24 protein-coding genes are annotated in these 26,124 nt (G+C 48.0%); 11 read left to right on the top strand and 13 right to left on the bottom strand.

All coding sequences use genetic code 11. The features are described 5' to 3' along the window. A partial coding sequence (locus tag SPM24T3_RS15265; protein WP_009637684.1) for an MrcB family domain-containing protein occupies nucleotides 1-1,896 on the top strand: 1,896 nt, incomplete at its 5' end. 11 nt (nucleotides 1,897-1,907) lie between these two features. Further along, entirely contained in the window at nucleotides 1,908-4,352 is a 2,445-nt protein-coding gene (locus SPM24T3_RS15270) for a restriction endonuclease-like protein (protein WP_009637685.1), read from the top strand. A gap of 497 nt (nucleotides 4,353-4,849) precedes the next feature. Here SPM24T3_RS15270 and SPM24T3_RS15280 read toward each other — a convergent pair whose 3' ends face one another. Then, nucleotides 4,850-5,713, bottom strand: a complete 864-nt coding sequence (locus tag SPM24T3_RS15280) for a YicC/YloC family endoribonuclease (protein WP_009637686.1) — start codon at nucleotides 5,711-5,713, stop codon at nucleotides 4,850-4,852. Nucleotides 5,714-5,840: 127 nt separating this feature from the next. Here SPM24T3_RS15280 and rph point away from each other — a divergent pair, with 127 nt between their 5' ends. Both rph and pyrE read left to right on the top strand, forming a co-directional pair. Further along, nucleotides 5,841-6,557: a ribonuclease PH gene (rph, locus tag SPM24T3_RS15285; RefSeq protein WP_009637687.1), complete on the top strand. Its 717-nt coding sequence runs from the start codon at nucleotides 5,841-5,843 to the stop codon at nucleotides 6,555-6,557. A gap of 87 nt (nucleotides 6,558-6,644) precedes the next feature. Beyond that, a complete protein-coding gene (pyrE, locus tag SPM24T3_RS15290; protein ID WP_009637688.1) occupies nucleotides 6,645-7,286 on the top strand; it encodes an orotate phosphoribosyltransferase in 642 nt (213 codons plus the stop codon). 71 nt (nucleotides 7,287-7,357) lie between these two features. On the opposite strand, the gene slmA is transcribed toward pyrE, so the two are convergent. The 3 genes from slmA to coaBC all read right to left on the bottom strand — a co-directional run bounded on the left by slmA (nucleotide 7,358) and on the right by coaBC (nucleotide 9,841). Next, the gene (slmA, locus tag SPM24T3_RS15295) at nucleotides 7,358-7,954 is read right to left on the bottom strand and encodes a nucleoid occlusion factor SlmA (protein ID WP_009637689.1); all 597 of its coding nucleotides are present in this window, start codon (nucleotides 7,952-7,954) and stop codon (nucleotides 7,358-7,360) included. 233 nt (nucleotides 7,955-8,187) lie between these two features. Continuing rightward, nucleotides 8,188-8,646: a dUTP diphosphatase gene (gene dut, locus SPM24T3_RS15300; RefSeq protein WP_037378789.1), complete on the bottom strand. Its 459-nt coding sequence runs from the start codon at nucleotides 8,644-8,646 to the stop codon at nucleotides 8,188-8,190. Then, nucleotides 8,624-9,841, bottom strand: a complete 1,218-nt coding sequence (gene coaBC, locus SPM24T3_RS15305) for a bifunctional phosphopantothenoylcysteine decarboxylase/phosphopantothenate--cysteine ligase CoaBC (protein WP_071988438.1) — start codon at nucleotides 9,839-9,841, stop codon at nucleotides 8,624-8,626. The genes dut and coaBC overlap by 23 nt, the downstream gene beginning before the upstream one ends. A gap of 181 nt (nucleotides 9,842-10,022) precedes the next feature. Between coaBC and radC the strand changes: the two genes are divergently transcribed. The 4 genes from radC to mutM all read left to right on the top strand — a co-directional run bounded on the left by radC (nucleotide 10,023) and on the right by mutM (nucleotide 12,557). Continuing rightward, nucleotides 10,023-10,703: a DNA repair protein RadC gene (radC, locus tag SPM24T3_RS15310; protein WP_009637692.1), complete on the top strand. Its 681-nt coding sequence runs from the start codon at nucleotides 10,023-10,025 to the stop codon at nucleotides 10,701-10,703. Between the two features lie 299 nt (nucleotides 10,704-11,002). Beyond that, nucleotides 11,003-11,239: a 50S ribosomal protein L28 gene (gene rpmB / locus SPM24T3_RS15315; protein WP_005164747.1), complete on the top strand. Its 237-nt coding sequence runs from the start codon at nucleotides 11,003-11,005 to the stop codon at nucleotides 11,237-11,239. A 16-nt stretch (nucleotides 11,240-11,255) separates the two neighbouring features. After that, complete coding sequence (gene rpmG, locus SPM24T3_RS15320) at nucleotides 11,256-11,423, top strand: 50S ribosomal protein L33 (RefSeq protein WP_004392084.1); 168 nt, start codon at nucleotides 11,256-11,258, stop codon at nucleotides 11,421-11,423. A 324-nt stretch (nucleotides 11,424-11,747) separates the two neighbouring features. Continuing rightward, nucleotides 11,748-12,557, top strand: coding sequence for a bifunctional DNA-formamidopyrimidine glycosylase/DNA-(apurinic or apyrimidinic site) lyase (gene mutM, locus SPM24T3_RS15325; protein WP_009637695.1), 810 nt, complete (start codon nucleotides 11,748-11,750; stop codon nucleotides 12,555-12,557). Here the strand turns inward: mutM and coaD are convergent. From coaD to rfaQ, 6 genes are all read right to left on the bottom strand, one after another. Beyond that, nucleotides 12,554-13,039, bottom strand: coding sequence for a pantetheine-phosphate adenylyltransferase (gene coaD, locus SPM24T3_RS15330; RefSeq protein WP_009637696.1), 486 nt, complete (start codon nucleotides 13,037-13,039; stop codon nucleotides 12,554-12,556). The two genes, mutM and coaD, sit on opposite strands and share 4 nt — an antisense overlap. Further along, a complete protein-coding gene (locus tag SPM24T3_RS15335; protein WP_009637697.1) occupies nucleotides 13,036-13,818 on the bottom strand; it encodes a glycosyltransferase family 2 protein in 783 nt (260 codons plus the stop codon). The genes coaD and SPM24T3_RS15335 overlap by 4 nt, the downstream gene beginning before the upstream one ends. A gap of 3 nt (nucleotides 13,819-13,821) precedes the next feature. Then, nucleotides 13,822-15,099: a lipid IV(A) 3-deoxy-D-manno-octulosonic acid transferase gene (gene waaA / locus SPM24T3_RS15340; RefSeq protein ID WP_009637698.1), complete on the bottom strand. Its 1,278-nt coding sequence runs from the start codon at nucleotides 15,097-15,099 to the stop codon at nucleotides 13,822-13,824. Between the two features lie 63 nt (nucleotides 15,100-15,162). Further along, nucleotides 15,163-16,272 carry a glycosyltransferase gene (locus tag SPM24T3_RS15345; protein WP_009637699.1) on the bottom strand — a complete coding sequence of 370 codons (1,110 nt, stop codon included), beginning with the start codon at nucleotides 16,270-16,272 and terminating at the stop codon, nucleotides 15,163-15,165. A 489-nt stretch (nucleotides 16,273-16,761) separates the two neighbouring features. After that, nucleotides 16,762-17,889 (bottom strand): glycosyltransferase family 4 protein, encoded by a 1,128-nt coding sequence (locus SPM24T3_RS15350; protein WP_009637700.1) that lies wholly within the window; start codon nucleotides 17,887-17,889, stop codon nucleotides 16,762-16,764. Further along, nucleotides 17,886-18,965: a putative lipopolysaccharide heptosyltransferase III gene (gene rfaQ / locus SPM24T3_RS15355; RefSeq protein WP_037378792.1), complete on the bottom strand. Its 1,080-nt coding sequence runs from the start codon at nucleotides 18,963-18,965 to the stop codon at nucleotides 17,886-17,888. Before rfaQ ends, SPM24T3_RS15350 begins: the two co-directional genes overlap by 4 nt. Before the next feature lie 434 nt (nucleotides 18,966-19,399). Between rfaQ and SPM24T3_RS15360 the strand changes: the two genes are divergently transcribed. Beyond that, nucleotides 19,400-20,488, top strand: a complete 1,089-nt coding sequence (locus SPM24T3_RS15360) for a glycosyltransferase family 9 protein (RefSeq protein WP_009637702.1) — start codon at nucleotides 19,400-19,402, stop codon at nucleotides 20,486-20,488. A 141-nt stretch (nucleotides 20,489-20,629) separates the two neighbouring features. Here the strand turns inward: SPM24T3_RS15360 and rfaC are convergent, their stop codons facing one another. The 3 genes from rfaC to rfaD are packed head-to-tail and all read right to left on the bottom strand — an operon-like array spanning nucleotide 20,630 to nucleotide 23,597. Next, nucleotides 20,630-21,598: a lipopolysaccharide heptosyltransferase RfaC gene (gene rfaC / locus SPM24T3_RS15365; RefSeq protein ID WP_009637703.1), complete on the bottom strand. Its 969-nt coding sequence runs from the start codon at nucleotides 21,596-21,598 to the stop codon at nucleotides 20,630-20,632. Further along, nucleotides 21,586-22,647: an ADP-heptose--LPS heptosyltransferase RfaF gene (rfaF, locus tag SPM24T3_RS15370; protein ID WP_009637704.1), complete on the bottom strand. Its 1,062-nt coding sequence runs from the start codon at nucleotides 22,645-22,647 to the stop codon at nucleotides 21,586-21,588. Before rfaF ends, rfaC begins: the two co-directional genes overlap by 13 nt. Nucleotides 22,648-22,664: 17 nt before the next feature. Continuing rightward, nucleotides 22,665-23,597, bottom strand: a complete 933-nt coding sequence (gene rfaD, locus SPM24T3_RS15375) for an ADP-glyceromanno-heptose 6-epimerase (RefSeq protein ID WP_009637705.1) — start codon at nucleotides 23,595-23,597, stop codon at nucleotides 22,665-22,667. A 241-nt stretch (nucleotides 23,598-23,838) separates the two neighbouring features. On the opposite strand from rfaD, the gene kbl reads away from it, so the two are divergent. Further along, nucleotides 23,839-25,035, top strand: a complete 1,197-nt coding sequence (gene kbl, locus SPM24T3_RS15380; RefSeq protein ID WP_009637706.1) for a glycine C-acetyltransferase — start codon at nucleotides 23,839-23,841, stop codon at nucleotides 25,033-25,035. 42 nt (nucleotides 25,036-25,077) lie between these two features. Further along, complete coding sequence (tdh, locus tag SPM24T3_RS15385) at nucleotides 25,078-26,100, top strand: L-threonine 3-dehydrogenase (protein WP_009637707.1); 1,023 nt, start codon at nucleotides 25,078-25,080, stop codon at nucleotides 26,098-26,100. Nucleotides 26,101-26,124: the final 24 nt, after the last annotated feature.

Here is a 26,124-nt window from a genome sequence, read left to right on the forward strand (position 1 = left end):
TCAAACTTATTGGCTATGAACGCATTACTTATTAATATTTGTTGCGCAGGGGGGGAAATGCAACTAAGTGAAATACTGCAAAAAATAAATCAAGGATGGGTTCAGGCGACTAAAGAACCGTTCACTGAGCATCCGCTTGCCATGCTATTTCGAAAAGAATTTCGACAAAAAATTGTGGATATAGTCGAGGAGTTTGATCCTTTTTATGAAGTGAAAGCAAGTGTTGGTGCGGGTAATTGGGCTAGTGTTCCCTGGTTATCTATCTTAAATCCAAATATGACGACGACAACTCAAGATGGCGTTTATCCAGTCTATCTTTTTAAAGCTGACGGTACGGGATTTTATTTATCTCTAAGCCAAGGTACAACCACCCCGACTAAGAAACTGGGTAAGCGTCTTGCTGAAAAACAAGCGATTGAAATAAAAGAAAATATTCTAAATAAATTACCAAAGTTAATGAGTTGGGGAAGTCGAGATATTCATCTGAACGCCAAAACTTCCTTAGGTCAATCATATGAAAAAGCTAATATTGTGGCAAAGTATTATGACGCCAAATCAATTCCCAGTGATGATCGGCTTAAGGAAGATCTTAATATCTTGTTAATGCTTTATAAGCAGCTAGAGGATTTTTCTTGGATGCCAAAGTCTGATGAAACAAGAATTGAGCCTATAATTGGTCAAAATTTTGAATCACTCTCGAAACCATTCCTTCTCCTGGCAGGCATCTCAGGTACGGGAAAAACTCGTTTCGTACGTCAGCAAGCTCTTGCAAGCAGCTGTAATGGGTCGCTTGAAGACACTTACTGTCTAGTCTCCGTGCGTCCCGATTGGCACGAACCCTCTGATTTACTTGGTTATACCTCAAGACTTAGCGGTGATACTAATTACGTTACTACCGCAGTTTTACAGTTTTTAGTGAAAGCTTGGCAAGAGATCGAGAAGACTGGTATTAATTTGGAAGGTAGGGCTATCACGGGTGAAAAAACTCAGCTTGATAATGTCCGTCCTTACTGGCTATGCCTTGATGAAATGAATCTGGCACCAGTTGAGCAATATTTTGCTGATTATTTGTCCGTTCTTGAAACACGTGAATGGATTTGGGCAGACAAAGATTTCACCTATTCTACCGACCCATTATTAACATCCAACGTTATCAAAAATCTCTCTCAAGAAGGTCAAGCTAAACTCCGCACAGATTTGGCATTGCCCGAAGGAGCTTTGTGGGAAAGATTCCTTAATTTCGGTATCGGTATTCCATTTAATCTTATCGTTGCCGGCACAGTAAACATGGATGAAACAACCCATGGTTTCTCTCGCAAAGTTATAGACCGCGCATTGAGCTTTGATTTTGGTGAGTTTTTCCCTAATAACTACGATGAATATTTTTCACCGAAAAGTGAACCAAAAACCCTTTCATATCCAATTTGGTCTAGCGCTCTTGAAAGCAAAGAACTACTTCCTGATATAGATGCCGATGGCGCGAAAAGTATAGAGTTCTTAAAGTCGATCAATATGGTCTTAAACAACTCACCATTTAAGTTAGCCTACCGCGCGCTCAATGAATTGTTGTTAAGCGTCATTAGTCATCAACCTCAAACCGATACAGAGCTTCAGGCGGTATGGGATGATTTTCTGATGTGTAAAGTATTACCAAGAATTGAAGGCGATGTGGATAAGCTGGCCTCAACCCAGAGCAATAATTCTATACTGGATGACCTTTTGCTAACGCTCAGTATACAATTGGATGATATTTCAGCTGGGGAGGTAAGGCGCGATCTGAGTCGCCAAAAACTGGATACTGAAGATAAAACAATTCTAATCGCATGCCGCAGTGTAGCCAAATTAACGTGGATGAAAAATCGGTTGGCTCTGGGTTTCACGAGTTTTTGGCCATAATGGGGCGAGGGATGACTGATTTAATACGTTTACAAACGGCTCATTTCGAACTGACGATTTGGTGCAGCGATATCGAGAAGCGTCAGGATATTTATACCAAGACCTTGGAAAAGCGCAGTGGGTATTTTCCTTTTAGTGAAATCCGATTTTACCCGCCATTGGAACTATTAAGTCAGCCCTTTATTGCCGAATCACTTCAATCTCTTGATTATAAGGCAACGAGTAATGGTGCCATGTATGCGCTTATACTCAAAAAACCCCTATTCTTTGAAAATATTCAATACCAAATTGAATGGGAGTTCAAGGATATTAATGTCCAGAATGCTCAAGTTGCTCATCGATTGAATTCTGTCAATGATTGCTTTCGTTTTACAAAAAGCCATGGACGCAACGATGCTAGACTGACAGGTAGTATCAATACAAACAATGATATAGGTTGGTTTAAGCTACCTTTACGTTATCAGGTAGGTGATATAACTCACGATTCTACTTTATCTTTTGAAGTACTGCCGACCAAAATGGATTTGCAAACTGATTTGGCTGCAATGTACCAGTCAATTGATGAACAATACCCCTTATGGCGTTTTAGTCTGGCTGAAAAGACAGAACAAGATGCGGCTAAGGGCAGTCAGCGAGGCAATTTCCCATTATTGTGGCTTGCGAACTTTAATAGTCTTCGCCGGCAGTTTGAGAATGGCCTAAAGGTAATCACACAGGCACCCCATAGTCGTTTAAAAAATACAGTGAGTTATACCAAAGCCGATCGTTTGAAAGGTCGCCTTTCTCATCGACTTTCGGAATGCGTCCAAGAAGATATTAGAGGCGGAAAGTTAGATAAGCGCTATCGCGTTGAGAAAAAGCATTTAAGTGTCGACACGCCTGAAAATCGCTTCATAAAAATGGTAGTAAAACACAGTAAAGATTGTCTTGCGGGTTTTCATAATCAATTAACAGACAATAATAAGTCTCCTGATAAACAGCGTATCTCCAAAGCCTTTTTAGATGAAATTACCAGCTGGGAACAGCCTTTAACAAAAATGCATAATCAGGAGTTTTTACGCGAGGTAGGAAACTACAATGGCTTGTCTCGCGAATCTTTAGTGCTCCAGCAGAAAACTGGTTATAGCGCCGTTTATAGTGTTTGGCAGCAACTAAAGTTTTATCTGGATGTATTTTCTAATCAGGCATCTGTTTCCATGAAGTCAGTTGCTGAGATATATGAAGTCTGGTGCTTCCTTACTTTACGTGAAATTCTTGTTGAGGACTTAGGATTCAAAGAAATATCTTCCAAAAAAAGTGCTTTGCAAATCAATAGTTATATGGAATATCAATTTAAAGATGGGCTAGGCAATGCATTTAAATTCACTCGTGATGATGGCTTAAAAGCCAGGCTTGCACATGAGCCTATTTTTAAGGCTGACGGAAGTTACTTGCGCTCACATATTGTGCCACAAAAGCCCGATATATTCCTTGAGATCACGTTTCCTAATGGAAAGCAGTTTATCTGGTTATTCGATGCTAAATATCGGATTAAAACATTCGATAGTCGTTTCAATGAAAATATTGAAGCTAGCCAAGATTATCGTGATGATCTTGCGCCTGACGACGCTATAAATCAGATGCACCGCTATCGTGATGCTTTGATAAGAATGAACAGTGAAGTATCAAAGACGACTCAAAAAGGTTATCAAAAAAGTCGCCCAGTTTTTGGCGCTTTTGCATTGTACCCTGGTTTTTTTAATCAAAATCTGGATCCAAACCCTTATGCTGAAGCCATTGAAGAAATAGGTATTGGTGCGTTTGCTCTTCTTCCGAGTGAAGATCAACAAAATAAAAATCAAAAGATGGGTCGAGCTTGGCTGACAAATTTCTTGATCATGCAAGTTGGCCTGCCTCAATCAAAAGAATCTTCTGAAGTTAGACAGGAAAGCTTACTGCTAAATGACTCTGTTCGTATTCCACATTATGGAATGCAGCAAGCACTTTACCCGGACTTAGTCATGACAGCTGCTTTGGCAGGTACCAGGGGCCGCAAGAAAAAATATTTTGACGCTTTCGAGGCTGGTGATGCTAAGTGGTATCATGTTAAGGAAGCTACTTTTGTCAAAAAATATGCAGGACATGTTGTTCCCGAAATTAAATTTATTGCCTTGGCTTCAACATCGGCTCTCAGTAGCAATACAAAAAAAATGGATAAATTGTGGCCTGTAAATGGAGTGTCGGTTGTCTCTCGGCGGGACATTACTGAAGAGCAAGCTGGAAGCATTTCTAACTCCGAGGAACGCTATTATCTATTTAAACTTGGTAAACCGTTAACATTTAAAAATGCTATAGAGAGTGTACCTCATCAGCCGATAGTTAATTCTCTTCGTCTGACAACAATTAACAGATTGGAAAATTCCTCTATTTTTTCTGACGTTCAAGAGGTGTATCCGGAGGTTCGTGTTAAATCTTAAAATGCCAGAAAATTGTAAGAGCGGCCAATGATTAATTTAATATTAATCATTGGCCGCTGTGTTTTAATCTTTGCTTAGATACGAATTAGTACTCTGGCCAACTTAGCATCCGCTCCTGACTCTTTATAGTCTTCGGTATCCATCTTAAAATTACTTCATCCGCTTTTCTTAATCCGCATTCCCAAATCGTAAATACTCTCCAGCCTTGCTCGAGTAATAGAGCTATAGCTTTTTCGTCTCTATGAACATTAATGGCAAATTTTTTCAGCCAAAATTCTGTGTTGCTCTTAGGAATACCATTACTGAAATGCAACTCACCGCCTAAGTGTAGAATCTAATATTGAAATGGTCTTATCTGTGCAAGCTAGGTAGGCCATTAAGTCGCTATGGATTTTATGAGTATCGGATAGATTGCTGTTTTTAGGATAATAAAAAGCCCGCCTTATGGAGTCAGTCCATAGCGACGGGCTTCTAGAATCAAATTTTATAACCAGAAATCACTCGATATTCTGGATCTGCTCGCGCATCTGTTCGATAAGTACTTTCAACTCGATGGCGGAGGTGGTTACGTCGGAGTTGATAGATTTCGACGCCAGTGTGTTGGACTCGCGGTTGAATTCTTGCATCATGAAATCCAGACGGCGGCCGACGGCCTCTTCCTTCTTCAGGATTTTATGCGTTTCTTTAACATGGGCTTCTAGACGGTCGAGCTCTTCTGCAACATCGACGCGCTGCGCCATCAGTACCAACTCTTGCTCCAGGCGATTGTTTTCCAACTGCACCTGAGCGTCCTCCAGTTTGTTGACTAAACGCTCGCGCTGCCACAGCAAAACGTTCGGCATCTGGGCACGGACTTTAACAACTTCAGCGCTGACACCATCAAGACGTTGTTCTATCAACGTTTTCAGTGATGCGCCTTCGCTTTCACGAGCCAAGATAAAGTCATCCAGTGCGCCATCAAGGGCAACCAGCAGTTCGTTGCTGATAGCATCAAGATCTTGTTCTTCGGCAACCATCACGCCCGGCCAACGCAGCACGTCGAGTGGATTGATTTCACCTTCATCACTTTGCATTTTGACCCACTGCGCAGCCTCAACCAGCTGTTTAGCCAGCTTTTCATTGAGTTGCAATGTACCTTGCGCACTTGGGTCAAGGTCGAAGCGCAGATTGCATTCAACTTTACCGCGAGTCAAACGAGCACGGACGCGTTCACGAATAACCGGCTCCAGACTGCGAAACTGCTCGGGCAGACGGATATAAGTTTCCAGATAACGTTGGTTAACGGAGCGAAGTTCCCACGCTGCGCTGCCCCAGTTACCCTTGATTTCACGTCGGGCGTAAGCGGTCATACTACGGATCATGTCTGTGTACCTGTTAATGTAAAGATGCAAGGATTATAGCCTCGCTGCATCTGTCATGATAGGCATTACCTCACGAAGCCCGTATAATGCGCAGCCAACTATGATTTACGAGCCGGAGAAAACCCCCATGCGTCCAGCAGGCCGAAATGCACAAGAAGTGCGCCCACTTACCCTGACCAGAAACTACACAAAACACGCTGAAGGTTCTGTTTTGGTTGAATTTGGCGACACCAAAGTCCTTTGCACCGCGACCGTTGAAGAAGGGGTTCCACGCTTTCTGAAAGGCCAAGGTCAAGGTTGGATCACCGCAGAATACGGCATGCTTCCTCGCTCTACTCACAGCCGTAATCCGCGTGAAGCGGCAAAAGGCAAGCAGGGCGGCCGTACTTTAGAGATCCAGCGTCTGATTGCCCGTTCTCTGCGCGCCGCTGTTGATTTGAAAAAGCTTGGTGAATTCACTATTACTCTGGACTGTGATGTGTTGCAGGCCGATGGCGGTACGCGTACTGCTTCAATTTCAGGCGCTTGCGTAGCGCTGGCCGATGCGTTAAACGCCTTGGTCGCAGCCGGTAAACTGAAAGCAAACCCAATGAAAGGCCTGGTTGCCGCAGTATCTGTCGGCATCGTTAAAGGCGAAGCGCTTTGCGACCTTGAATATGTAGAAGACTCTGCCGCTGAAACCGACATGAACGTGGTGATGATGGAAGATGGTCGTATGATTGAGGTGCAGGGCACCGCAGAGGGCGAGCCGTTCAGTCATGAAGAGTTGCTTAGCTTGCTCACCCTCGCTCGAGGGGGAATCGAGACTATTTTCCAGGCGCAGAAAGCGGTTCTGGGAGAGTAATTATTTGGGGCGACTTAATCTGTCGCCTTTTTTATGTATGGCCTTTGGGCCAGTTATAAGATTAAAAGAACACGAGGAAAAACATCCATGAAAGCCTATCAGCGCCAGTTTATTGAGTTTGCACTGAACAAGCAGGTTTTGAAATTCGGCGAATTTACCCTGAAGTCAGGCCGTATCAGCCCCTACTTTTTTAACGCAGGCCTGTTTAATACCGGTCGCGACCTGGCTTTGCTCGGCCGTTTTTACGCCGAAGCTCTGATTGACTCAGGCATCGATTTTGACTTGGTGTTTGGCCCGGCTTACAAGGGTATCCCTATCGCAACCACCACGGTTGTGGCATTGGCCGAGCAGCATGAACGCGATGTGCCTTACTGCTTTAACCGCAAAGAAGCTAAAGATCACGGCGAAGGCGGCACTTTGGTGGGCAGTCCGCTGCAAGGTAAAGTAATGCTGGTGGACGATGTAATCACCGCTGGAACCGCTATCCGTGAATCGATGGAAATCATTAATGCGAATAACGCGTCATTGGCCGGTGTGCTTATTTCCCTGGATCGCCAAGAGCGTGGTCGTGCGGATATCTCTGCTATTCAGGAAGTTGAACGCGATTACGGCTGTAAGGTGATATCAATCATCACTTTGGCTGACCTGATTGATTATCTTGAAGAGAAGGCTGAGATGGCCGATCATCTGGCCGCGGTACGTGCTTATCGTCAGCAGTACGGCATTTAATTTCAGTTTTAAGCATTATAAAGAAAAGGGCCATTGGCCCTTTTTTGCTTTCTATTTTTAGAACAAATTGCTTATAGCAGCTGTGCAGCAATCAGCGGCCAGCGGGTGTCGAAATCCTGCGTTGGGCGATACTTAAACTCTGAACGCACAAAGCGCGACAGCAGGCCTTCGCAAAATGCCAGCAATTGACTGGCGAGCAGGGTTTCATCAGTGGTGTATCCTGCACCTTCACGCATTTTCTTTTCGCGCAGAACCTGGCGAAGCTGAACCTCAATACGTTCAAACAGCTGGTTGATTCGACCTTGCAACCGGTCTTGTTCAAACATCAATGCATGTCCTGTCATGATGCGAGTCAGACCCGGATTACGTTCAGCAAATCCCAATATCAACAGCAGAATGAGACGAAGCCTATTTAGCGTATCTTTCTCATCCTGCAAGATAAGATTGATACGGGTGATAAGACTGTCCTCGATAAACTCGATAAGACTGTCAAACATCCGCGTTTTGCTGGGAAAATGGCGGTAAAGTGCAGCTTCAGATACACCGACATTGGCGGCAAGCTTTGCCGTAGTAATACGCTGGCTGCCATCGCTGGACTGGAGCATTTGCGCTAACGCCTGCAAAATCTCCTCGCGCCGGTTCCTTTTAGTATTTTCTTTTTCTGCCATGTCTGAATAGACCCTTGCTAAAAAACGGCTCAAAATTATAAAAAAACCGCACAATGGCCGCTTAAATCGAGAGATCTTGCGGCTTATCTACCCCCTCTGCTTTTGTCCAGCGATAGACAAAGCCCAGCCTTCCAGAAGCAGTGGAGTATAATTAGTGTTTATTGCATCGGCTTGATATAAATAAGGATCTGTTCAATATCCTGCGGCCCTGCACCGCGATGTTGAACAGATTCTTACTGGCGCCCAGAGTGACCAAAGCCACCTTCGCCACGTTCACTGCTGGTAAAGTCTTCAACCAGATTGAATTCAGCCTGAACTACAGGAACAAATACCATCTGTGCGATACGCTCGCCTGGTTCAATAGTGAAAGTCGTTTGACCACGATTCCATACCGACACCATTAACTGCCCCTGATAATCCGAATCAATCAGACCCACCAGATTACCCAAAACCACGCCATGCTTATGCCCCAAGCCTGAACGAGGCAGGATAACCGCTGCCAGATTGGCATCGCCGATGTGAATAGCCAGGCCGGTAGGAAGCAAAGTGGTTTCACCCGGATGCAGCTCAACGGCATTGTCCAGAACTGCACGCAAATCTAGTCCAGCGGAACCTGGTGTTGCATAAGCCGGCAATGGGAAATCTTTGCCAATGCGTGGATCAAGGATCTTAATGTCTATTTTTTTCATCATAACGGCTGACAATCTCATTTATTAAAGCTTGGCCAAGCTGCTGTTTATCACTGAGGGGTAAACGCAGATCTCCATGTTGCCAAAAAAGATGCAAAGCATTGGTATTGCTATTAAAACCATGCCCGGCAAGTGAAACATCATTTGCGCAAATCAGGTCTAGATTCTTCCTGATTCGTTTTTGTTGGGCGTATTCTTCCATATTCTGGGTTTCTGCGGCAAACCCAACGACATACGGCCGATGTTCTTTCATGGCACCAACCCCGGCGACAATATCAGGGTTTTTAACCATTTTAAGAGTGATTTCATCACCTTGTTTTTTTATTTTTTCGTCGGCAATCGTGATAGCACGATAGTCTGCCACAGCGGCGCAGGAGATAAAAATATGTTGAGAGGCGACGCCATTATTAACCGCGGCTTCCATTTCCAGCGCGGTAGTCACGTCGATTCTAGTCACATTTTTTGGCGTTTCCAGTGAAACTGGACCGCTGACCAGAGTTACCTGGGCACCGCGCCTGGCAGCGGCTTCGGCAATGGCAAAGCCCATTTTTCCCGAGCTTTGATTACTGATGTAACGAACGGGGTCCAGCGCCTCACGCGTTGGTCCAGCAGTAACCATTATCTTCAGATGCTTCAAGTCCTGGTGAGGCGTGAAGTGCTCAACGGCCATGCCGACAATCACCATCGGGTCGAGCATGCGCCCCGGCCCTACGTCGCCACAGGCCTGGCTGCCTTCATCAGGTCCCCAAATCAATGTGCCGCGAGCCGTAAGTTGTTGCAGGTTTTCCTGAGTGACGGCAGCACGATACATCTGCTGGTTCATGGCAGGAACAGCGGCGACAGGCGCAGCGGTAGCCAGACAGATAGTCGTCAGCAGGTCATTCGCCATCCCGGCATTGATACGCGCCAGTAAATCGGCGGTGGCGGGAGCGATGATAACCAGATCAGCCCATTTACCGAGCTCAATATGGCCCATCGCGGCTTCTGCGGCCGGGTCTAGCAGCGAGTCAGAGACTGGATAACCCGAAACGGCTTGCAGGCTGAGTGGTGTAATAAAAGCTTTGGCCGCTTCTGTCATCACGACTCTAACTTCTGCTCCACGGTCGCGGAGCCGCCGTACCAATTCAGGTGCTTTGTAGGCAGCAATGCCGCCGCTGACGCCAAGCACAATATGTTTGCCGGAAAGTCCCGTCATCATGATTGTCCGATTGAAAGTCCAAAGAGGCGATATTTTAGCATACTGCTCATTCATGACAGCTATACGCTTTCATTATTAGCGAGGGGGTTTGCGGGTTTTGCGAGATGTCTCGCAGGATAAAATCTTCTGCAAACCTTGCGTTATCAGGCTGTGCGACAATCCTGGCTAATGAGGTGTGATGATGAAAAAGCACAAAATAGTTTGGAGCGGAGGGACGGGGCCAAGAGAAAAGTTGATCACCCATGGGGCAGCCAGCTTGTCAGATTGTGAACTGCTGGCCATTTTTTTACACACTGGCGTGCGTGGCATGAATGTGATGGCGCTGGCAGAAAGCCTGGTTGCACATTTTGGATCAATTTATGAAATTTTAGCTGCGGATTATCAGGACATAATCAGTTTTCACGGCATGGGGGCTGCAAAGTTTGCCCAGCTTTCTGCTGTGACTGAACTATCACAACGGCGTCATGCCCGTCAGCTCGCATGCGAGAATGTGCTGCTGAATCCACAGATAACCCGTCAGTATTTACAAAATCTGCTGTCAGATCGGGAGAGAGAGGTGTTTTTGGTACTTTTTCTCGACAATCAACACCGTGTTATTCGCCATGAGGAGATGTTTGCTGGTACTATTAGCAGCGTCGAAATTCATCCGCGTGAAATTGTGCGCGAAGCGATGAAGGTTAATGCGACAGCGCTGATTCTGGCGCATAATCACCCGTCCGGCAGAGCTGAACCCAGTTTTGCGGACAGAAGGGTAACCGAACAGATAGTAAAGGCGTGCCAACTGTTGGACATTCGCGTACTTGACCACCTAGTGGTTGGGGGAGGAGATACCGTCTCTTTTGCCGAGCGCGGTTGGCTTTAAACGCCTTTTTATAGATCCTTAGGGATCTTTAGCTGTTCGGGACTTGAGCACTTACGCTCTAGAGCGTATACTACGCCACCTTTGAGAATCTTGGGTTTGGCGTTAAGAGCCTATCTCAGCAGGTTTCATTACCGGAAAGCATCATGCATGCTGATGGTTAACCTGATGATTTATGGTTTTTACCCGACGACAGTGAGTCGGTTCTCAGTGGAGTTTGCTGAGATGGGCTCTCAAAGCCTGACGAGGCGGCCATACCCTATACGAAGCTCGAGCTGATTTGATTTTTGGAGAATAGACACATGTCCCGAGTCTGCCAAGTTACTGGCAAGCGCCCGGTGAGCGGTAACAACCGTTCCCACGCAATGAACGCGACCAAACGCCGTTTTCTGCCAAACCTGCATTCCCATCGTTTTTGGGTTGAAGGTGAGAAGCGCTTTGTAACTCTGCGTGTATCTGCTAAAGGTATGCGTGTGATTGATAAGAAGGGTATCGAAACGGTCTTGGCCGAAATTCGTGCCCGTGGTGAGAAGTATTAAGGAAAGGAACTGAAACATGGCTAAAGGTGTTCGCGAGAAGATCAAGCTGGTTTCTTCTGCTGGTACTGGTCACTTCTATACCACCACGAAGAACAAGCGTACTAAGCCGGAAAAATTGGAATTGAAGAAATTCGATCCAGTTGTCCGCCAGCACGTGATCTACAAAGAAGCTAAAATTAAGTAATTTTAGCGGATTAATAAAAACCCGGCCTCGGCTGGGTTTTTTTATGCCCAAAAATCCCCTTCGTACTTGAAGCCGTAGCTGTGCTATTCAGCCCATCCCTGGACTTCACCCCTCCGGGGCCGCTGTAAACAGCGTTCAAATCTGCTCCCGGCAGCTTTGTGGCTACACACTCTCACCCCAGTCACTTACCAGTGTAAGCTCCGGGGGACTCGTTCATTTGCCGCCTTGCTACAACTCCAATTACTTCGGGGATAATTTTACTGCTTGAAGCCGTAGCTGTGTTGGCTACACTACTCGGCACATTAATGTCCCCAGGAATACTTCATGCCAGAACTACCAGAGGTTGAAACCAGTCGCCGTGGGATAGAGCCCTATTTGGTTGGCCACAAGATTATGCACGCCGTGGTGCGCAATTCCCGCCTTCGCTGGCCAGTCTCGCAGGAGATCATGTCGCTTAGCGATCAGGTGGTTATCAGCGTGCAGCGTCGAGCAAAGTATTTGCTGGTGGAGCTGAAAACGGGCTGGATTATTATCCATCTGGGCATGTCCGGTAGCCTGCGAGTATTAGCCGAGGAAACCGAGCCCGCCAAGCACGACCATGTAGATTTAGTGATGGATACCGGCTTTGTGCTGCGCTATACCGACCCGCGCCGCTTTGGGGCCTGGCTTTGGACGCAAGATTTAGAAGGTAGTAGTGTGTTGTCGCACCTTGGCCCTGAGCCACTGAGTGAAGATTTTCACGCGGAATACTTGCGAGATAAATCGCAGAAGAAGAAATCGCCAATTAAACCTTGGCTGATGGACAACAAACTGGTGGTTGGCGTGGGTAATATCTACGCCAGCGAATCACTGTTTGTGGCGGGAATTTCACCTGATCGTCCGGCAAATTCGCTGTCATTAGAAGAGTACGCACTGTTGGTAGCGACCATCAAAGCGGTATTGCTGCGCTCGATTGAGCAGGGCGGAACGACATTGCGCGACTTTTTACAGTCCGATGGCAAGCCAGGTTATTTTGCTCAGGAGCTGCAGGTGTATGGCCGCGATGGGGAACCTTGTCGCGTTTGCGGCACGCCTATTCAAAGCAGCAAACACGCGCAGCGCAGCACCTTCTTTTGCCCGAACTGCCAGCGTTAGTCGGCGGCAATTTTCTCAAGCAGGGCTTTAGTAACGTGTTCAGGCAGGAATGGCGTGATATCTCCCCCATGTCGCGCCACCTCTTTCACCAGCGACGATGAAATAAACGACCATTCTTTGGAAGGCATCAGAAATACGCTTTCCAACGTCGGCATCAAGTGGCGATTCATACTCGCCAGCTGCATCTCGTATTCAAAGTCTGATACCGCCCGCAGTCCACGAACCAGAACGTTGGCTTGGTGGTCTTTCGCGAAGTTTGCCATCAATGAGCTAAAACCGATAACTTCGACATTTGCGAGGTGAGAGGTTGCCTGAGCCGCCAGCGAAACACGTTCTTCGAGAGTAAACAGCGTTTTTTTGTGCGGACTGGCGGCAATGGCCAGAATGACTTTCTCGAACATCAAAGAAGCGCGGGTTACTAAATCCAGATGCCCGTTGGTCAGTGGATCAAAAGTTCCCGGATAGATTGCTTTGGTGCTCATTGTGGCTCGCTTTTTTGCAGTTGATGGCTGAAGGCCCACAGGGCCGCATACTTGTTGAAAGTATACTGCGCATTTACGCCAGCGATAAGCAGGCCCTGTTTACCATCTAGAAAACCTGCGCGTAGTACCCAGGTTTTTAAAAAAGCGGCCAGCGTATGGCTGATAATAGAAAAATAGCTGCAACGTTTGCCTTGTTGAAATCGTTGCTTTGCCCAGGCTTCGGCGTAGTTCATCTGCTTACGCTGAAAGGCGAAAAAATCACGACAGGTCAAATGCAGCAGATCCCCTTTGAGATCGACAATTTTAGCATTGCCAGTATCTACGGCTTCATGCACCAGGTCATTGTTATAGCGAAACTTGTCGGCTTTATATAAGCGGCAGACGCGATCAGGATACCAGCCACTGTGGCGCATAAAGCGGCCCATGAACAGGTTGCGACGGCCCAGGCGATAAACTTTGCTGTCATCAGGCTGTTGCAGGCACGCTTCGATAGATTGACGTAGTTCAGGAGTAACACGTTCGTCGGCATCGATCATCAAAATGTATTCACCGCTGGCATAGTCCTGTGCGAGCTGGCGCTGTTTGCCAAACCCTTGCCAGTCAGTATTTTCAAATACTTTAGCGCCTAAATCGCGGGCCAAAGCCGGAGTACCGTCGCTGCTTCCTGAATCGAGGAGGATAATTTCATCTGCCCAACTGACTGAGTTGAGACAGTCTTCCAGTAGGGAGGCTTCGTTTTTAGCTATCAGCACCACCGACAGGCGTAGTTTGGCAGACATTATTTAATGACTCCGTGGGGGAAGATGAGGCTCCATCAGCTGCAGCAGGCGTTGCAGTGCGCCCTGATTTTGACGCAGCACGTCTACCGCGTGGCGACCGTAGTACAAACGATAGTCTTCGTCGGTCAACAGCGTGGAAATCTCTTTAACCAGCGAGGCACTGTCTGTCACGGTAATCAGGCCATCCGCCTGCGCAAGTTTGGCGCAGATATCTTTGAAATTAAAAGTATGTGGACCCATTAGCACCGGTATTGCGTGCGCAGCGGCTTCCAGCGGATTATGACCGCCTCGTTCAACCAGACTGCCACCAACGAAAGCAACATCAGCAATTCCGTACAGTAGCATCAGCTCGCCCATGGTATCGCCGATTACCATCTGAGTTTGCGCCGAAGGCACCTCTCCACTACTGCGTTGAATATAGGTCAGACCCGCTTTTTGAGTTAAATCGCAGGCCACCGGGAATCGTTCAGGATGGCGCGGCACGAGGATCAGCAGCAGATTAGGAAAGGTTTTTAACAATTCGCGGTGGGCTTCAAGCAGAATAGCCTCTTCGCCGTCGTGAGTACTGGTGGCAATCCATACCTGACGACGCGAGGCCCATTGGCTGCGCAATGTCAGTGCGCGAGCGGCGAGTTCAGGAGTGACAGAAATATCAAACTTCAGGCTTCCGGTGACCGCAAGGTGAGAGCGTTTAAGTCCTAAAGAGATAAAGCGTTCGCCATCCTCGGTATTTTGCGCCGCAATCAGGGTGATTTTTTTCATCACGCGCTGAATAAATTTGCCTATCTTGGCATAACCTTTGGCGGAGCGAGCAGACAGGCGCGCATTGGCGATCACTAGCGGAATATCTCGCTGATGCAGAGCAGAAATAAGATTTGGCCACAACTCTGTTTCCATGATAATCACCAGCTTGGGGCGAACTTGATCAAGAAAACGCTCGATGGAGCCGGGTAGATCATACGGCAGATAGACGTGGCTAACATCTTTGCCGAAAGCAGAAACGGCACGTTCCGAGCCAGTCGGCGTCATAGTAGTCACGGTGATCGGCAGGGAAGGATAGCGATGACGCAGCGCTCTGACTAATGGCACCGCCGCTAGAGTTTCACCCACGGAAACGGAGTGCAACATAATGCCGTCCGCCACGACCTTACCTTTGCAAAATCCATAGCGCTCTGCCCATCTTTTGCGATAGAGCGGCGCCTTCCGGCCACGCATCCAGAGACGAATCCAGATCAGCGGCTGAATGAGGTAAAGAAGAACGGTATACAGCGTTTGTAACATAATATCCGTAAAATCTAAGGGTAAAGGCCGAATTCTAAATTTTAAGCTGAGCGAAAGCCATCATTATTGATCGGCACTGATGGCTGCCAAAGCTGCGTATTGCTTGCAGATTGTTTGCAGCTCGAAGCGTGACAACGTTTTCTCGTCGATTGTCGGCGGGTTGTGATAGATCTCGCCAATTTTCTCGGCAAGAGAGTCGACATTGATTTCAGACAAACCTCGGGACAAATCGCCGATAAGGATCTCTTCCGGACCGCCCGGGCAACGAGTGCTAACGACAGGCGTATTAAGGATTAACGCTTCTGCCAGCACATTACCAAACCCTTCGCTATCCGAACTCATGACCAGCAGTTTAGCGTTTTTGATATATGGGAAAGGATTTTTCTGAAAACCAAGGAAAATCACCCGATCGGCAATATCAAGAGTCTCTGCCAGAGTTTTAACTTCCGCAATTTTCTCTTCAGGACCCGTGCCCAAAAGAACTAAGGGCGCAGAAAGCCTGGTTTTGGCATAGGCCTTGAGCAAGCGATCGTGCCTTTTCTGCACATGAAAACGCGCCACGTGGATCAGATAAGGTTGGCCAGCTAGCTCACACTCTTCTGCCGCTAACTTTCTGGTATGCACTAAATCAAACGGATTGTTGATGACTTCAAGATGTCTGGCGTGCACGCCCATATCCGTTATCAGATCTTTTCCGGCAAATTCAGAGACCGAAATAATATTTTTGTTCTGATAGACCGAAGCCATTTTTCGTTTTTTAAACCAGCGATTCAAACCTTTTCTATGGCCTAAATACGTTGATGACAGCACGCCGTGGATGCAAAACCACAGGCGATTATCAGAATAAAGTTTGCTCTTGCTGACAATGCGGTCGGTTTTGTGCAGGTTAGAGATGATTAAATCAAAGGCGGGTCCAGACTTCTCTAATTCGCTGAAACACTCGTCTAATTGCTTCGCTCGGCGGGAAAGCTCGCTAAGTTTGCGCCAAGGTGTGCGGCAATCATCGTTGACCACTCGATATTCTATTTGCTCGGGAATGGTATAAGAACAAACATTCCGCAATGAAAGCAGAGCGACCTGATGGCCTTGCTGGATTAAACCTTCCGAAAGAGTCAGAACAACCTTCTCAGCTCCACCGCCCGGTAAGCCATCGATAATCATGAGTATGCGCATATTATTTTATTAGGCTCCAGTAGAGAGAGATAAGCTGCGACGAAAGCTTTTGCGGTGGGGAGTCGAAAATGCTTCATGGAGATAACCTATCTGCCGTAACAATAATTTATTGGGCGAGTATTTCATCAAGATATCATTCGGAAGTGCGCGTACTTTGACGTCAAAGTGACTAATGCGGTCTAAATTCCATGATTCGATAGTGTTTGTTTTTCATCCAATATTGGTTTCACATTGCCATTAATGGTTAAAGGATTTTACATTAAGACATTGATTTTAAGAATATTTAAATGAGTTTAAGTACAGGCATCTAAAACCACTTTCAGGCCGATGTTAATAGTGAATATAGGTACAGGTTTGGTCTAAAAAACATCAAATAATAAAAGCAGAGCCAACTGATGGCGCTGCCATATTAAACCTTCCTAAAGGATTAGAACAACCTTCTCAGCTCCACCGCCCGGTAAGCCATCGATAATCATGAGTATGCGCATATTATTTTATTAGGCTCCAGTAGAGAGAAATAAGCTGCGAGGAAAGCTTTTGCGGTGAGCAGTCGATGATTTTTTCACGCGCTCGTTCTCCTTCAATTGAACCCAGAGCCTGTTTTGGTAGTGCCATTACGGCCGCACGAAGACCTTCAATATCTAACGCATCACAGACATAACCGTTAACGCCAGCAGTAATAAATTCCGCGCCGCCGCAGGTTGGAGTGGTGATCACTGGTAATCCACAGGCCATGGCTTCCAGGATAACGTTTGGAAACGGGTCATACAGCGTTGGCAATAGCAGGCCGTCGGCCATCTGGTAAAAGTCCTGCGTTGAGGTTTGCATGCCAAAGAAATGCACTCGATTGGCGCATCCCAGGCTGGCACTCAACGTGCGATAGCGTTTTTCATCTTTATCTTGCCCCACGACCAGTAAATGTCGATCGGTAGGTGCGATGGCTTGAATAGCTGCATTCAGCCCCTTGCGCTCGAAACCCGAGCCGACGTAAATCAGGCAGGTGGCATCGGTAGGAACCTGATGTTTCACTCGCAGTGCATGGCGTTCGGCTTCACTCGGCGGCAAATAGCGTTGGCTATCGATAGCGTTATAAATGACGTGGATCTTGTCTTCAGGTACGCCAAACTCAGTAATGATCTCTTTTTTCACCATCTCGGCATTGCAGATAACTGCTTTTAACTCCGGAGCGGCGTACATCTGCTGTTCGGCCTGCATTACATAGCGATGGTAGCGATCGGCGAAAAGCTGTTTGCTTTTCCAGCCAGGCAGTACTCGGGAACGCTCCTCAAGCCAGCGACGATGCACACCGTCTCCGGCGCGAAAGATATCGCAGCCCGGAATACGCTCGTGGCTTTGTACCAGATCGAAGTCTTCTTTTTGCCACAGCTGGCGAGCTGCATTGGCAAATCCGCGTTCACGGCTAATCCGGCCAAATTTCCACGGGTCGCAAATGTGTACCTGCCATCCGGCTTTGACTTCACCCTGCCACTGACGAGTGATGACATTCAGCTCAAGATCCTGATTTTCCAACGCTTCTAATGCACGGGAAATAAACCGCTCTGCGCCGCCGTCAGGGCGATATTTTTGGCGCACCAGCGCCAGTCGAAAATGCTTCATGGGAGTAACCTTTCTGCCGCATCAATGACTACCTGAGCGGGAATTGCATCAAGATATCGTTCGGAAGTGTGAGTATTTATAGTATCGGGATCGGGCAGAGGACCATAGTCACCCGCCCAAATCACCTCACCTTTGGCTTGCCAAGGTTTCCAGAAGGTTAGTTTGGAGGGACCAAAAAGCGCGACCAGCGGCGTTTGAAGCGCGGCGGCCATGTGCATGGGGACGGAGTCTACGCCGATAAACAGCGCTGCCTGGTCAATAAGTGCCGCAAGTTGGCGAAGGGTAAGTTTCCCCGCCAGCGAGGTGATATTTAGGCCAGGGCACAGGACCAAGATTTTTTCCACCATCTCCAGCTCGCGTTTGTCTGGTCCGGCGGTCACTACAATCGGAAAACCTTTTGCCGACAGCGCGCGGAATGTCTCTGCCATTTTTTCTTCTGTCCAGCATTTGAAAAACCAGCGCGATGTTGGCTGAACCACGATAAAGGGCAGTTTTACACCATGCTCATGCAACAGATTGCTAATCACCTGCTCATCTTCCGGGGAATAGCTCATCGTTGCCTGGGTAGATAACGTCAAGTTCAGCGGTGCAAGGATAGCGAGATTCTGCTCGACAGTATGCAACTTGCCGTGTCCCTCAGTGCTGACGAGCTGCGTATGGCAGAACGGCCAAATTTTGCCACGACGTTTAGGAAAATCGAAACCAAGTCGTACCGGTGCTCCACTGAGCCGAGTCACTATCGCGCTGCGCCACTGGTCACCAAGATTCACGACCAGGTCGTATTTACGCTGCATCAGCCGGCGCACCAGACGGATTTCATGGCCTGTGTGAACACGAGGGCCAAGCTTTTTCCACTGGCGGTCAATAGTGAACATATTGGTGAGCGCCGGAAGGCAGGCCAGCATATCGCGAGTCTCGTGATACATCAGCATATCAATTTCGGCGTCAGGAAAGTGCTGACGCAGCGAATTGATAACCGGCGTGGTCAGCAGCATATCGCCGTGATGGCGAAGCTTTATAATAAGGATACGCCGCGGTGGTGAGGACATTTTGGTTGCTAAGGCCTGAGTCATCATTATTCACTATTATTTTATTATGGGTTGATTCTAAAGGAGCTAGAAGAATGTGGCTACTCTTCCAGACCGCTCTTGCTATGGGTCGAAAAATATCAAAGAATAGACAACAATTTCGCTGGATCGTTGTCGAACTTCCTGTTCATTAGGTTTAAGTATGACCAGACTAACCTTTATCACCTCAATTGATATTAAGGGCAAAGCCTTAGACAGAATCATTAGGATGACGTTAACGGGAGCTATGTCCTGTTTCCAAGGTTACAGATGATCTGTTAAAGATATGCTGTCATGTCGGTCTATGTTGCTCACTGTGAAATGGCGAAAGATGCGTAGCAGGTGAGAAAATTTATTGCGTTCTGTATCAGCGAATTAGCTGACGCAGCAGCGCATTGTAGGACTTACATTAGCTGAAAATTATCAGCAGAGAGTTAATCAAGATGGCTAATAAACGTTGGAAAATCACTCTTTCTAACAATGTTTTGAAATGGTACAACCCGTTATTTGGTCAGTTGAAGCCAAAGGAATCTTTCGATCCAAAGCGTATTTACACCAGCATCGTTATTTACTCGACCACGGCGCTGGGAGATTTGATGTTCAATACTCCAGCAATTCGGGCGATTAAAAAACGCTATCCTCACGCTTTTATTACTCTTGTATCAAGCGTGAAAAATAAAAGCATGGTAGAAAAGTGTGAGTATTTCTCGGAAGTGATCTATTGGGATCAAAAGGTAAAAGATTTATTCCAGATTTCCTGGAAAATTAGAAAGCAGCGCCCCCAACTTGCCATCTTGCTTCATTCAAAATTACCTTATGACGTGCTGAGTGCCGCAATCGCTGGCTGCGAGTATGTTATCAGAGATAACTATGCTCCCAAGCCAATGGGGATGGAGCTATGGTTGGCTGATTATTCCAAGGCTTTTACAGGTCATCTGATCGAACGTAAGCTGAAACTGGTTTCAGTTTTGGGATGTGACACCAGCGATACCTCAATGTTTGTACCGGCCCCTTTTACGCCAATAAAAAAAGACTTTTCTCGCAAAATCATTGGATTCCAGATGGGCGCATCAGAACCCCATCGCTGTTGGCCGGTGGCTCGCTACGTCGAATTAGCCAAAAAACTGCTCACTTCAGACCATCACTGTGAAATTGCGCTGATTGGAACTTCGCTAGAGTTGCAACTTGAACAAGCTTTTATGTCGAAGCTCAATGATGAAGAAAAATCTCGAACTATCAGCTATGTAAATAAAACTAACCTGCCTCAGCTGTTGGCGCAAATTGATAATTTTGATGTACTGGTGACCGGAGATACTGGTCCTATGCATTTGGCTGTCGCGTTAAAAACTAAAACAGTTTGTCTTTTCGCAACCGCAGAGCCGAAATTTACCGGGCCGTTTCAAGATGAAGACCTTCATTGCATCATCAAGCTACGTCCTGAGGAATTTGCTCCTGGTGGACAGCCGTTGGCTTCAGTTTCCGCTGATAAAGTCTTCAGTTGTATTGAAGCGCTTACCGCTATGAGTGAATAGTTTTTACGTGAGCGGTAACAAACGGGAGGCATTCTTTTTTCGTGAAATCAGTGAGAATAAAGCCAGGCGGCCCAATCATCACTGTTGCGAATGTATTAATGGCACAGGAAAAGAGCAGCTCTCTTCCTGTGTGATAATTTCCTAAATATTCAATGCATTCAGGGCAGAGAACACTTCTGTTGCTGAAATAGTACCAATATTTCTGGTTTTATCAGCCGTCAACGCGATTTGATTCTGACCGTAGCCGCCAATCAGGCCCGGATCGGTTGGCCCGTATAAAGTAATATTCGGCCGATCCAGTGCGGCCGTCAGATGGCTCAGGCCAGTATCCACCGAGACGACAGCTTGAGCACCCGCCAGAATTTCAGCCACTTTCTCCAGACTCGATTTCGGCAAGACCTCGACGTAGTCGAAACCTTCAGCCAAACGTACCGCCCGGTGATATTCGTGATCCGCACCCCAAGGCAGTTTAATTTTCAGTCCTGATGACGCGAGCAGGCCAATAAGCTCACGCCAGCGTTCTTCAGGCCAATGTTTATCCGCACGGGTTGTCGCATGCAGGAACACTAAATAGTTTTCAGGCAATGCGGGTTTAGCGGAAAGGAAGCGGGCAGCGATAGCGTAATCACCCTGTGTCGACGGTTTTTCATAACCGAGGCTCAGCGCAAACAGCTCGCGAATACGCTCAACGGCGTGCTGCTTTTTGTTGATTAGGTGTTTCTTATCAAAGAACCAGCAGGCGAAAGGCTCTCGGGCAGTTTTACTGTCCATGCCGTGCTTCTCACCTTTGGCAACACGAGTCACCAGCGCTGCGCTTTTCACCAGTCCCTGCGCGTCAATAATGATGTTGTAATTACGCGATTGCAAAACTCTTTTAAAATCACAGCGTTGCTGACGCGTTTCAGAACCGAACCAGTTTTTGCGCCAGCGACGGATAGCAACCGGGATCACGCGGTCAACAGCCGGATGCCATGAAGGGATCTGTGCGAATCCCTCTTCAACGACCCAGTCAAATGTAATGTCAGGGATTGCTCGCATCGCATCAGTTAGCGCAGGAAGCGTGTGTAAAACGTCCCCCATAGAGGAGGTTTTAACGATTAGGACCCGCATTCCAGCTCCTTATTAGCTGCCAGGAGTTGTTGTAGCTCACTGAATACTTGATTGGGTTGAATATCGATAAGGCTCTGATGATAACCCTCTGCGGCATCACCTTTGCGAACTTTGTGATAGCCGGTTATCAAGCGAATCACGCGTGCCTGATGACTCAGCGGTGGCGTAAAGTCCGGGCTGCTTGGACCATACAAAGCGACCAGCGGTTTGTTCAACGCAGCGGCAACGTGCATTAATCCTGAGTCGTTAGTGACAATAGCCCGGCAAGCGGCGATCAGCACCACGGCCTGATCCAGAGAGGTTTTCCCTGCAATATTCAGGCAAAAATCCCGTGCGGCTGGAGACAGGGCCTCGCGGATATCTTCACCTGCGGGATGATCTTTTGCTGAGCCGAACAGTGCAATCCGATAACCAGCATCAATGAGCTGGGCAGCGAGGGCGGCATAGTGGAAGTGCGGCCAGCGCTTGGCAGGCCCAAACTCTGCTCCCGGACAAAACCCGATTAGCGGACGTTCGCCGGTGAGTGAAAAGGATTCACTAACGTTAACAATTTCAGTTTCGCTAACGGCGAGCCGAGGCCAGAGGATTGGCTGTGGTAAATCCTCGGCCGATTTTATCTTCGAAGCTTCATAGCCCAGCGCCGCATAGCGCTGAACCATGAGAGGAAACGCGGCTTTGTCGAGCTTGCGGATATCGTTGAGCAATCCGTAGCGCATCTCGCCGCGCCAGCCTGTGCGCTTCGGGACCGAGGCGAAAAAGGGGACCAGCGCCGACTTGAATGAATTAGGCAGCACGAAAGCCTGTTGATAAGCCTCCTTGCGCAATGCAACGCCCAGACGGCGGCGCTCACCCAATTCGAGCGCACCGTGACCCAGCGGCATAGCCAGAGCCTGATTCACCTCAGGCATTCTATCGAGCAGAGGACGGCACCACGCGGGCGCCATCACATCTATCTCGGCATCGGGGTTATTCGCTTTGATCGTGCGGTACAAACTCTGCGACATCATCATGTCGCCCACCCAGGACGGGCCAATAACCAGCGTTTTCATCGCGTTAATTCTTTCCCTTAAACTTGACGATTAAGCCAGGCCATGTACTCGGCTACGCCTTCAGCGACAGTTTTGAAAGGTTTATCGTAGCCTGCACCGCGAAGCTGAGTCATATCAGCCTGCGTGAAGGACTGGTAACGGCCTTTCAGCTTTTCAGGGAATGGAATGGTTTCAACCGCGCCAGTTTTATGGAATGCCAACACGGCGTCGGCTACGGCCTGGAAGGACTCCGAACGACCAGTACCACAGTTGAAGATACCGGATTTGCCGTTCTGCCAGAACCACAGGTTCACTGCGGCTACATCGCCAACGTAGATGAAATCGCGTTTAAAGTCTTCGCTGCCAGCAAACAGTTTTGGATTTTCGCCAGCGTTAATCTGATTATTCAGATGGAAAGCCACGCTCGCCATGCCGCCTTTATGACCTTCACGTGGGCCATAAACGTTGAAGTAACGGAAACCACAAATCTGAGATTCTGCGTGCGGCAGGATTTCACGCACGTACTGGTCGAACAGGAATTTGGAGTAGCCGTAAACGTTGAGCGGTTGCTCATATTTACGATCTTCAACAAAGCTAGTGTTCTGGCTACCGTAAGTGGCTGCAGAAGAGGCATAAAGGAATGGAATGCTGCGATCGAGGCAGAAATGCAGGATATCCTTCGAATACTGATAGTTGTTGTCCATCATGTATTTGCCGTCCCACTCAGTGGTGGAAGAACACGCACCCTGGTGGAAAATAGCGTCGATATCACCCAGATCATCACCGGCAACGATGCTGGCAATAAAGTCTTCTTTATCTGCGTAGTCCGCGATATCCAGGTCGACAAGATTGGTAAACTTAGTACCATCTTTAAGGTTATCAACCACTAAAATATCGCGATATCCCATATCATTGAGCGATTTAATAATATTGCTACCGATAAAACCGGCACCGCCAGTGACGATAATCATGGGAATCACCTTAAATTTAAGTAGTAAAGGGGCACCATGCCCGCTCATTCAATTGTGCATATCATAACACTTCATAGGCCAGCCTACATGGGTAAGCTATCTGATTAGTATCAGAATGCAACTAACCTTCCATCCCCGTGATATATGCTGCAAAAATAACATTTATCTGTCTGATTACTCGTTATTACCCCTCTCTGTTAGTAGTCTCTGTGTTAGATGGACTATTTAAGGAGATAATGTCATGTCTGCTTCATTTTATCGGCGCCTGGAAGATGAACTCGCTCAGGCTCGCTCGGAAGGACTCTTCAAGCAGGAACGTATCCTCACCTCGGCACAACAGGCACAGATCACTCTCGCCGATGGCAGGCAGGTGCTTAATTTCTGCGCTAACAATTACCTGGGGTTAGCCAATCACCCGCAGGTGATCGCTGCGGCCAAAACGGGCATGGATCAACACGGCTTTGGCATGGCGTCGGTGCGATTTATTTGTGGCACGCAAGATATTCACAAGACTCTGGAAAATCGGTTGGCCGAGTTTTTGGGTATGGAAGACGCCATTCTATATTCCTCCTGTTTCGATGCTAACGGAGGGCTGTTCGAAACGCTGCTAAATGAAGAAGACGCAATCATTTCCGACACCCTGAACCACGCCTCGATTATCGACGGAGTTCGCCTTTGCAAGGCGCGCCGTTATCGCTACGCCAACAATGATATGCAGGAGCTCAAAGCCTGTTTGGAGCAGGCTAAATCTGCCGGCGCGCGTCACATTTTGATCGCCACCGACGGCGTATTTTCAATGGATGGCGTGATTGCCAATCTGCGGGAAATTTGTGATTTAGCCGAGGAGTATCAAGCGTTGGTCATGGTCGATGATTCGCACGCGGTGGGCTTTGTGGGGGAAAACGGCCGCGGCAGCCACGAATATTGTGAGGTCATGGGACGTATCGACATTATTACCGGCACTTTGGGCAAGGCGATGGGCGGTGCTTCCGGCGGATACACTGCTGCGCGCAAAGAGGTAGTTGAATGGCTGCGCCAGCGTTCGCGGCCATATCTTTTTTCTAACTCATTGGCCCCATCAATTGTTTGCGCCTCGCTGGAGGTCCTTGCCCTGTTGGAACAGGGGGGAGATCTGCGTCGTAAGCTTTGGGACAACGCCAAGCTGTTCCGCCAGAAAATGTCCGAGGCCGGGTTCAAGCTGGCCGGTGCCGATCACGCTATCATCCCGGTGATGTTGGGGGATGCCCGGTTGGCGCAGCAGTTTGCCAGCAAACTTCAGGAAAAAGGGATTTTTGCGACCGGATTCTTCTTCCCTGTCGTGCCGCGAGGGCAGGCGCGTATTCGCACGCAAATGTCGGCGGCGCACAGCCGTGAAGATATCGAACGGGCCATCGAGGCCTTTATCAGCACCGGTAAAGAGCTGGGCGTTTTGGCTTGATACCAGATTAAAAAAGTCTGTGCGATCAACTAAGGAATGAAAATGAAAGCATTGGCCAAGCTTTATCCTAGGCAGGGCATCTGGATGACTGACGCGCCGGTTCCGGAGCTCGGTCACAATGACATCATGGTCAAGATCCGTAAAACGGCAATTTGTGGCACCGATGTGCATATTTATAACTGGGATGAATGGTCGCAAAAAACGATTCCAGTGCCGATGGTGACCGGCCACGAATATGTCGGCGAAGTCGTCGAGATTGGGCAGGAGGTTCGAGGCTTCAAAATTGGCGATCGCGTGTCGGGCGAGGGGCATATCACCTGCGGTCATTGCCGCAACTGTCGGGGCGGCCGCACTCATCTGTGCCGCAACACGCAAGGTGTGGGGGTAAACCGCGCTGGAGCTTTTGCCGAATATCTGGTGATCCCGGCGTTTAACGCTTTTAAGATACCCGACAACATTTCCGATGATTTGGCGGCGATTTTCGACCCGCTGGGCAATGCCGTTCACACTGCCTTGTCGTTTGATTTAGTGGGTGAAGACGTGCTGGTATGCGGCGCTGGGCCAATCGGCATTATGGCGGCAGCTATTTGCCGTCACGTCGGCGCACGGCACGTAGTTATCACTGACATGAATGAGTATCGCCTCGATTTGGCGAGAAAGTTTGGTGTTACCCGAGCGGTAAATATCAGCAAGCAAAATCTCAATAGTGTGATGACCGAGCTGGGCATGACTGAAGGCTTCGACGTTGGACTGGAGATGTCTGGCGCGCCACCGGCGTTTCGCTCCATGCTCAATGCCATGAATCACGGCGGACGCATCGCGCTGTTGGGCATTCCGCCATCTGACATGTCAATCGACTGGAATCAGGTTATTTTCAAGGGTTTGTTTATCAAGGGAATTTACGGGCGTGAAATGTTCGAGACCTGGTACAAAATGGCCGCGCTGGTGCAGTCGGGGTTAGATTTAACGCCACTGATCACTCACCATTTTTCTATCGATGACTTCCAGCAGGGCTTTGATGCCATGCGCTCGGGCAAGTCGGGTAAAGTAATTTTAAACTGGTAGATTTTACCGTCTCTTGTCGTCGTG

This window comes from Serratia sp. M24T3, assembly GCF_000257645.1.
Lineage (GTDB): Bacteria > Pseudomonadota > Gammaproteobacteria > Enterobacterales > Enterobacteriaceae > Rouxiella.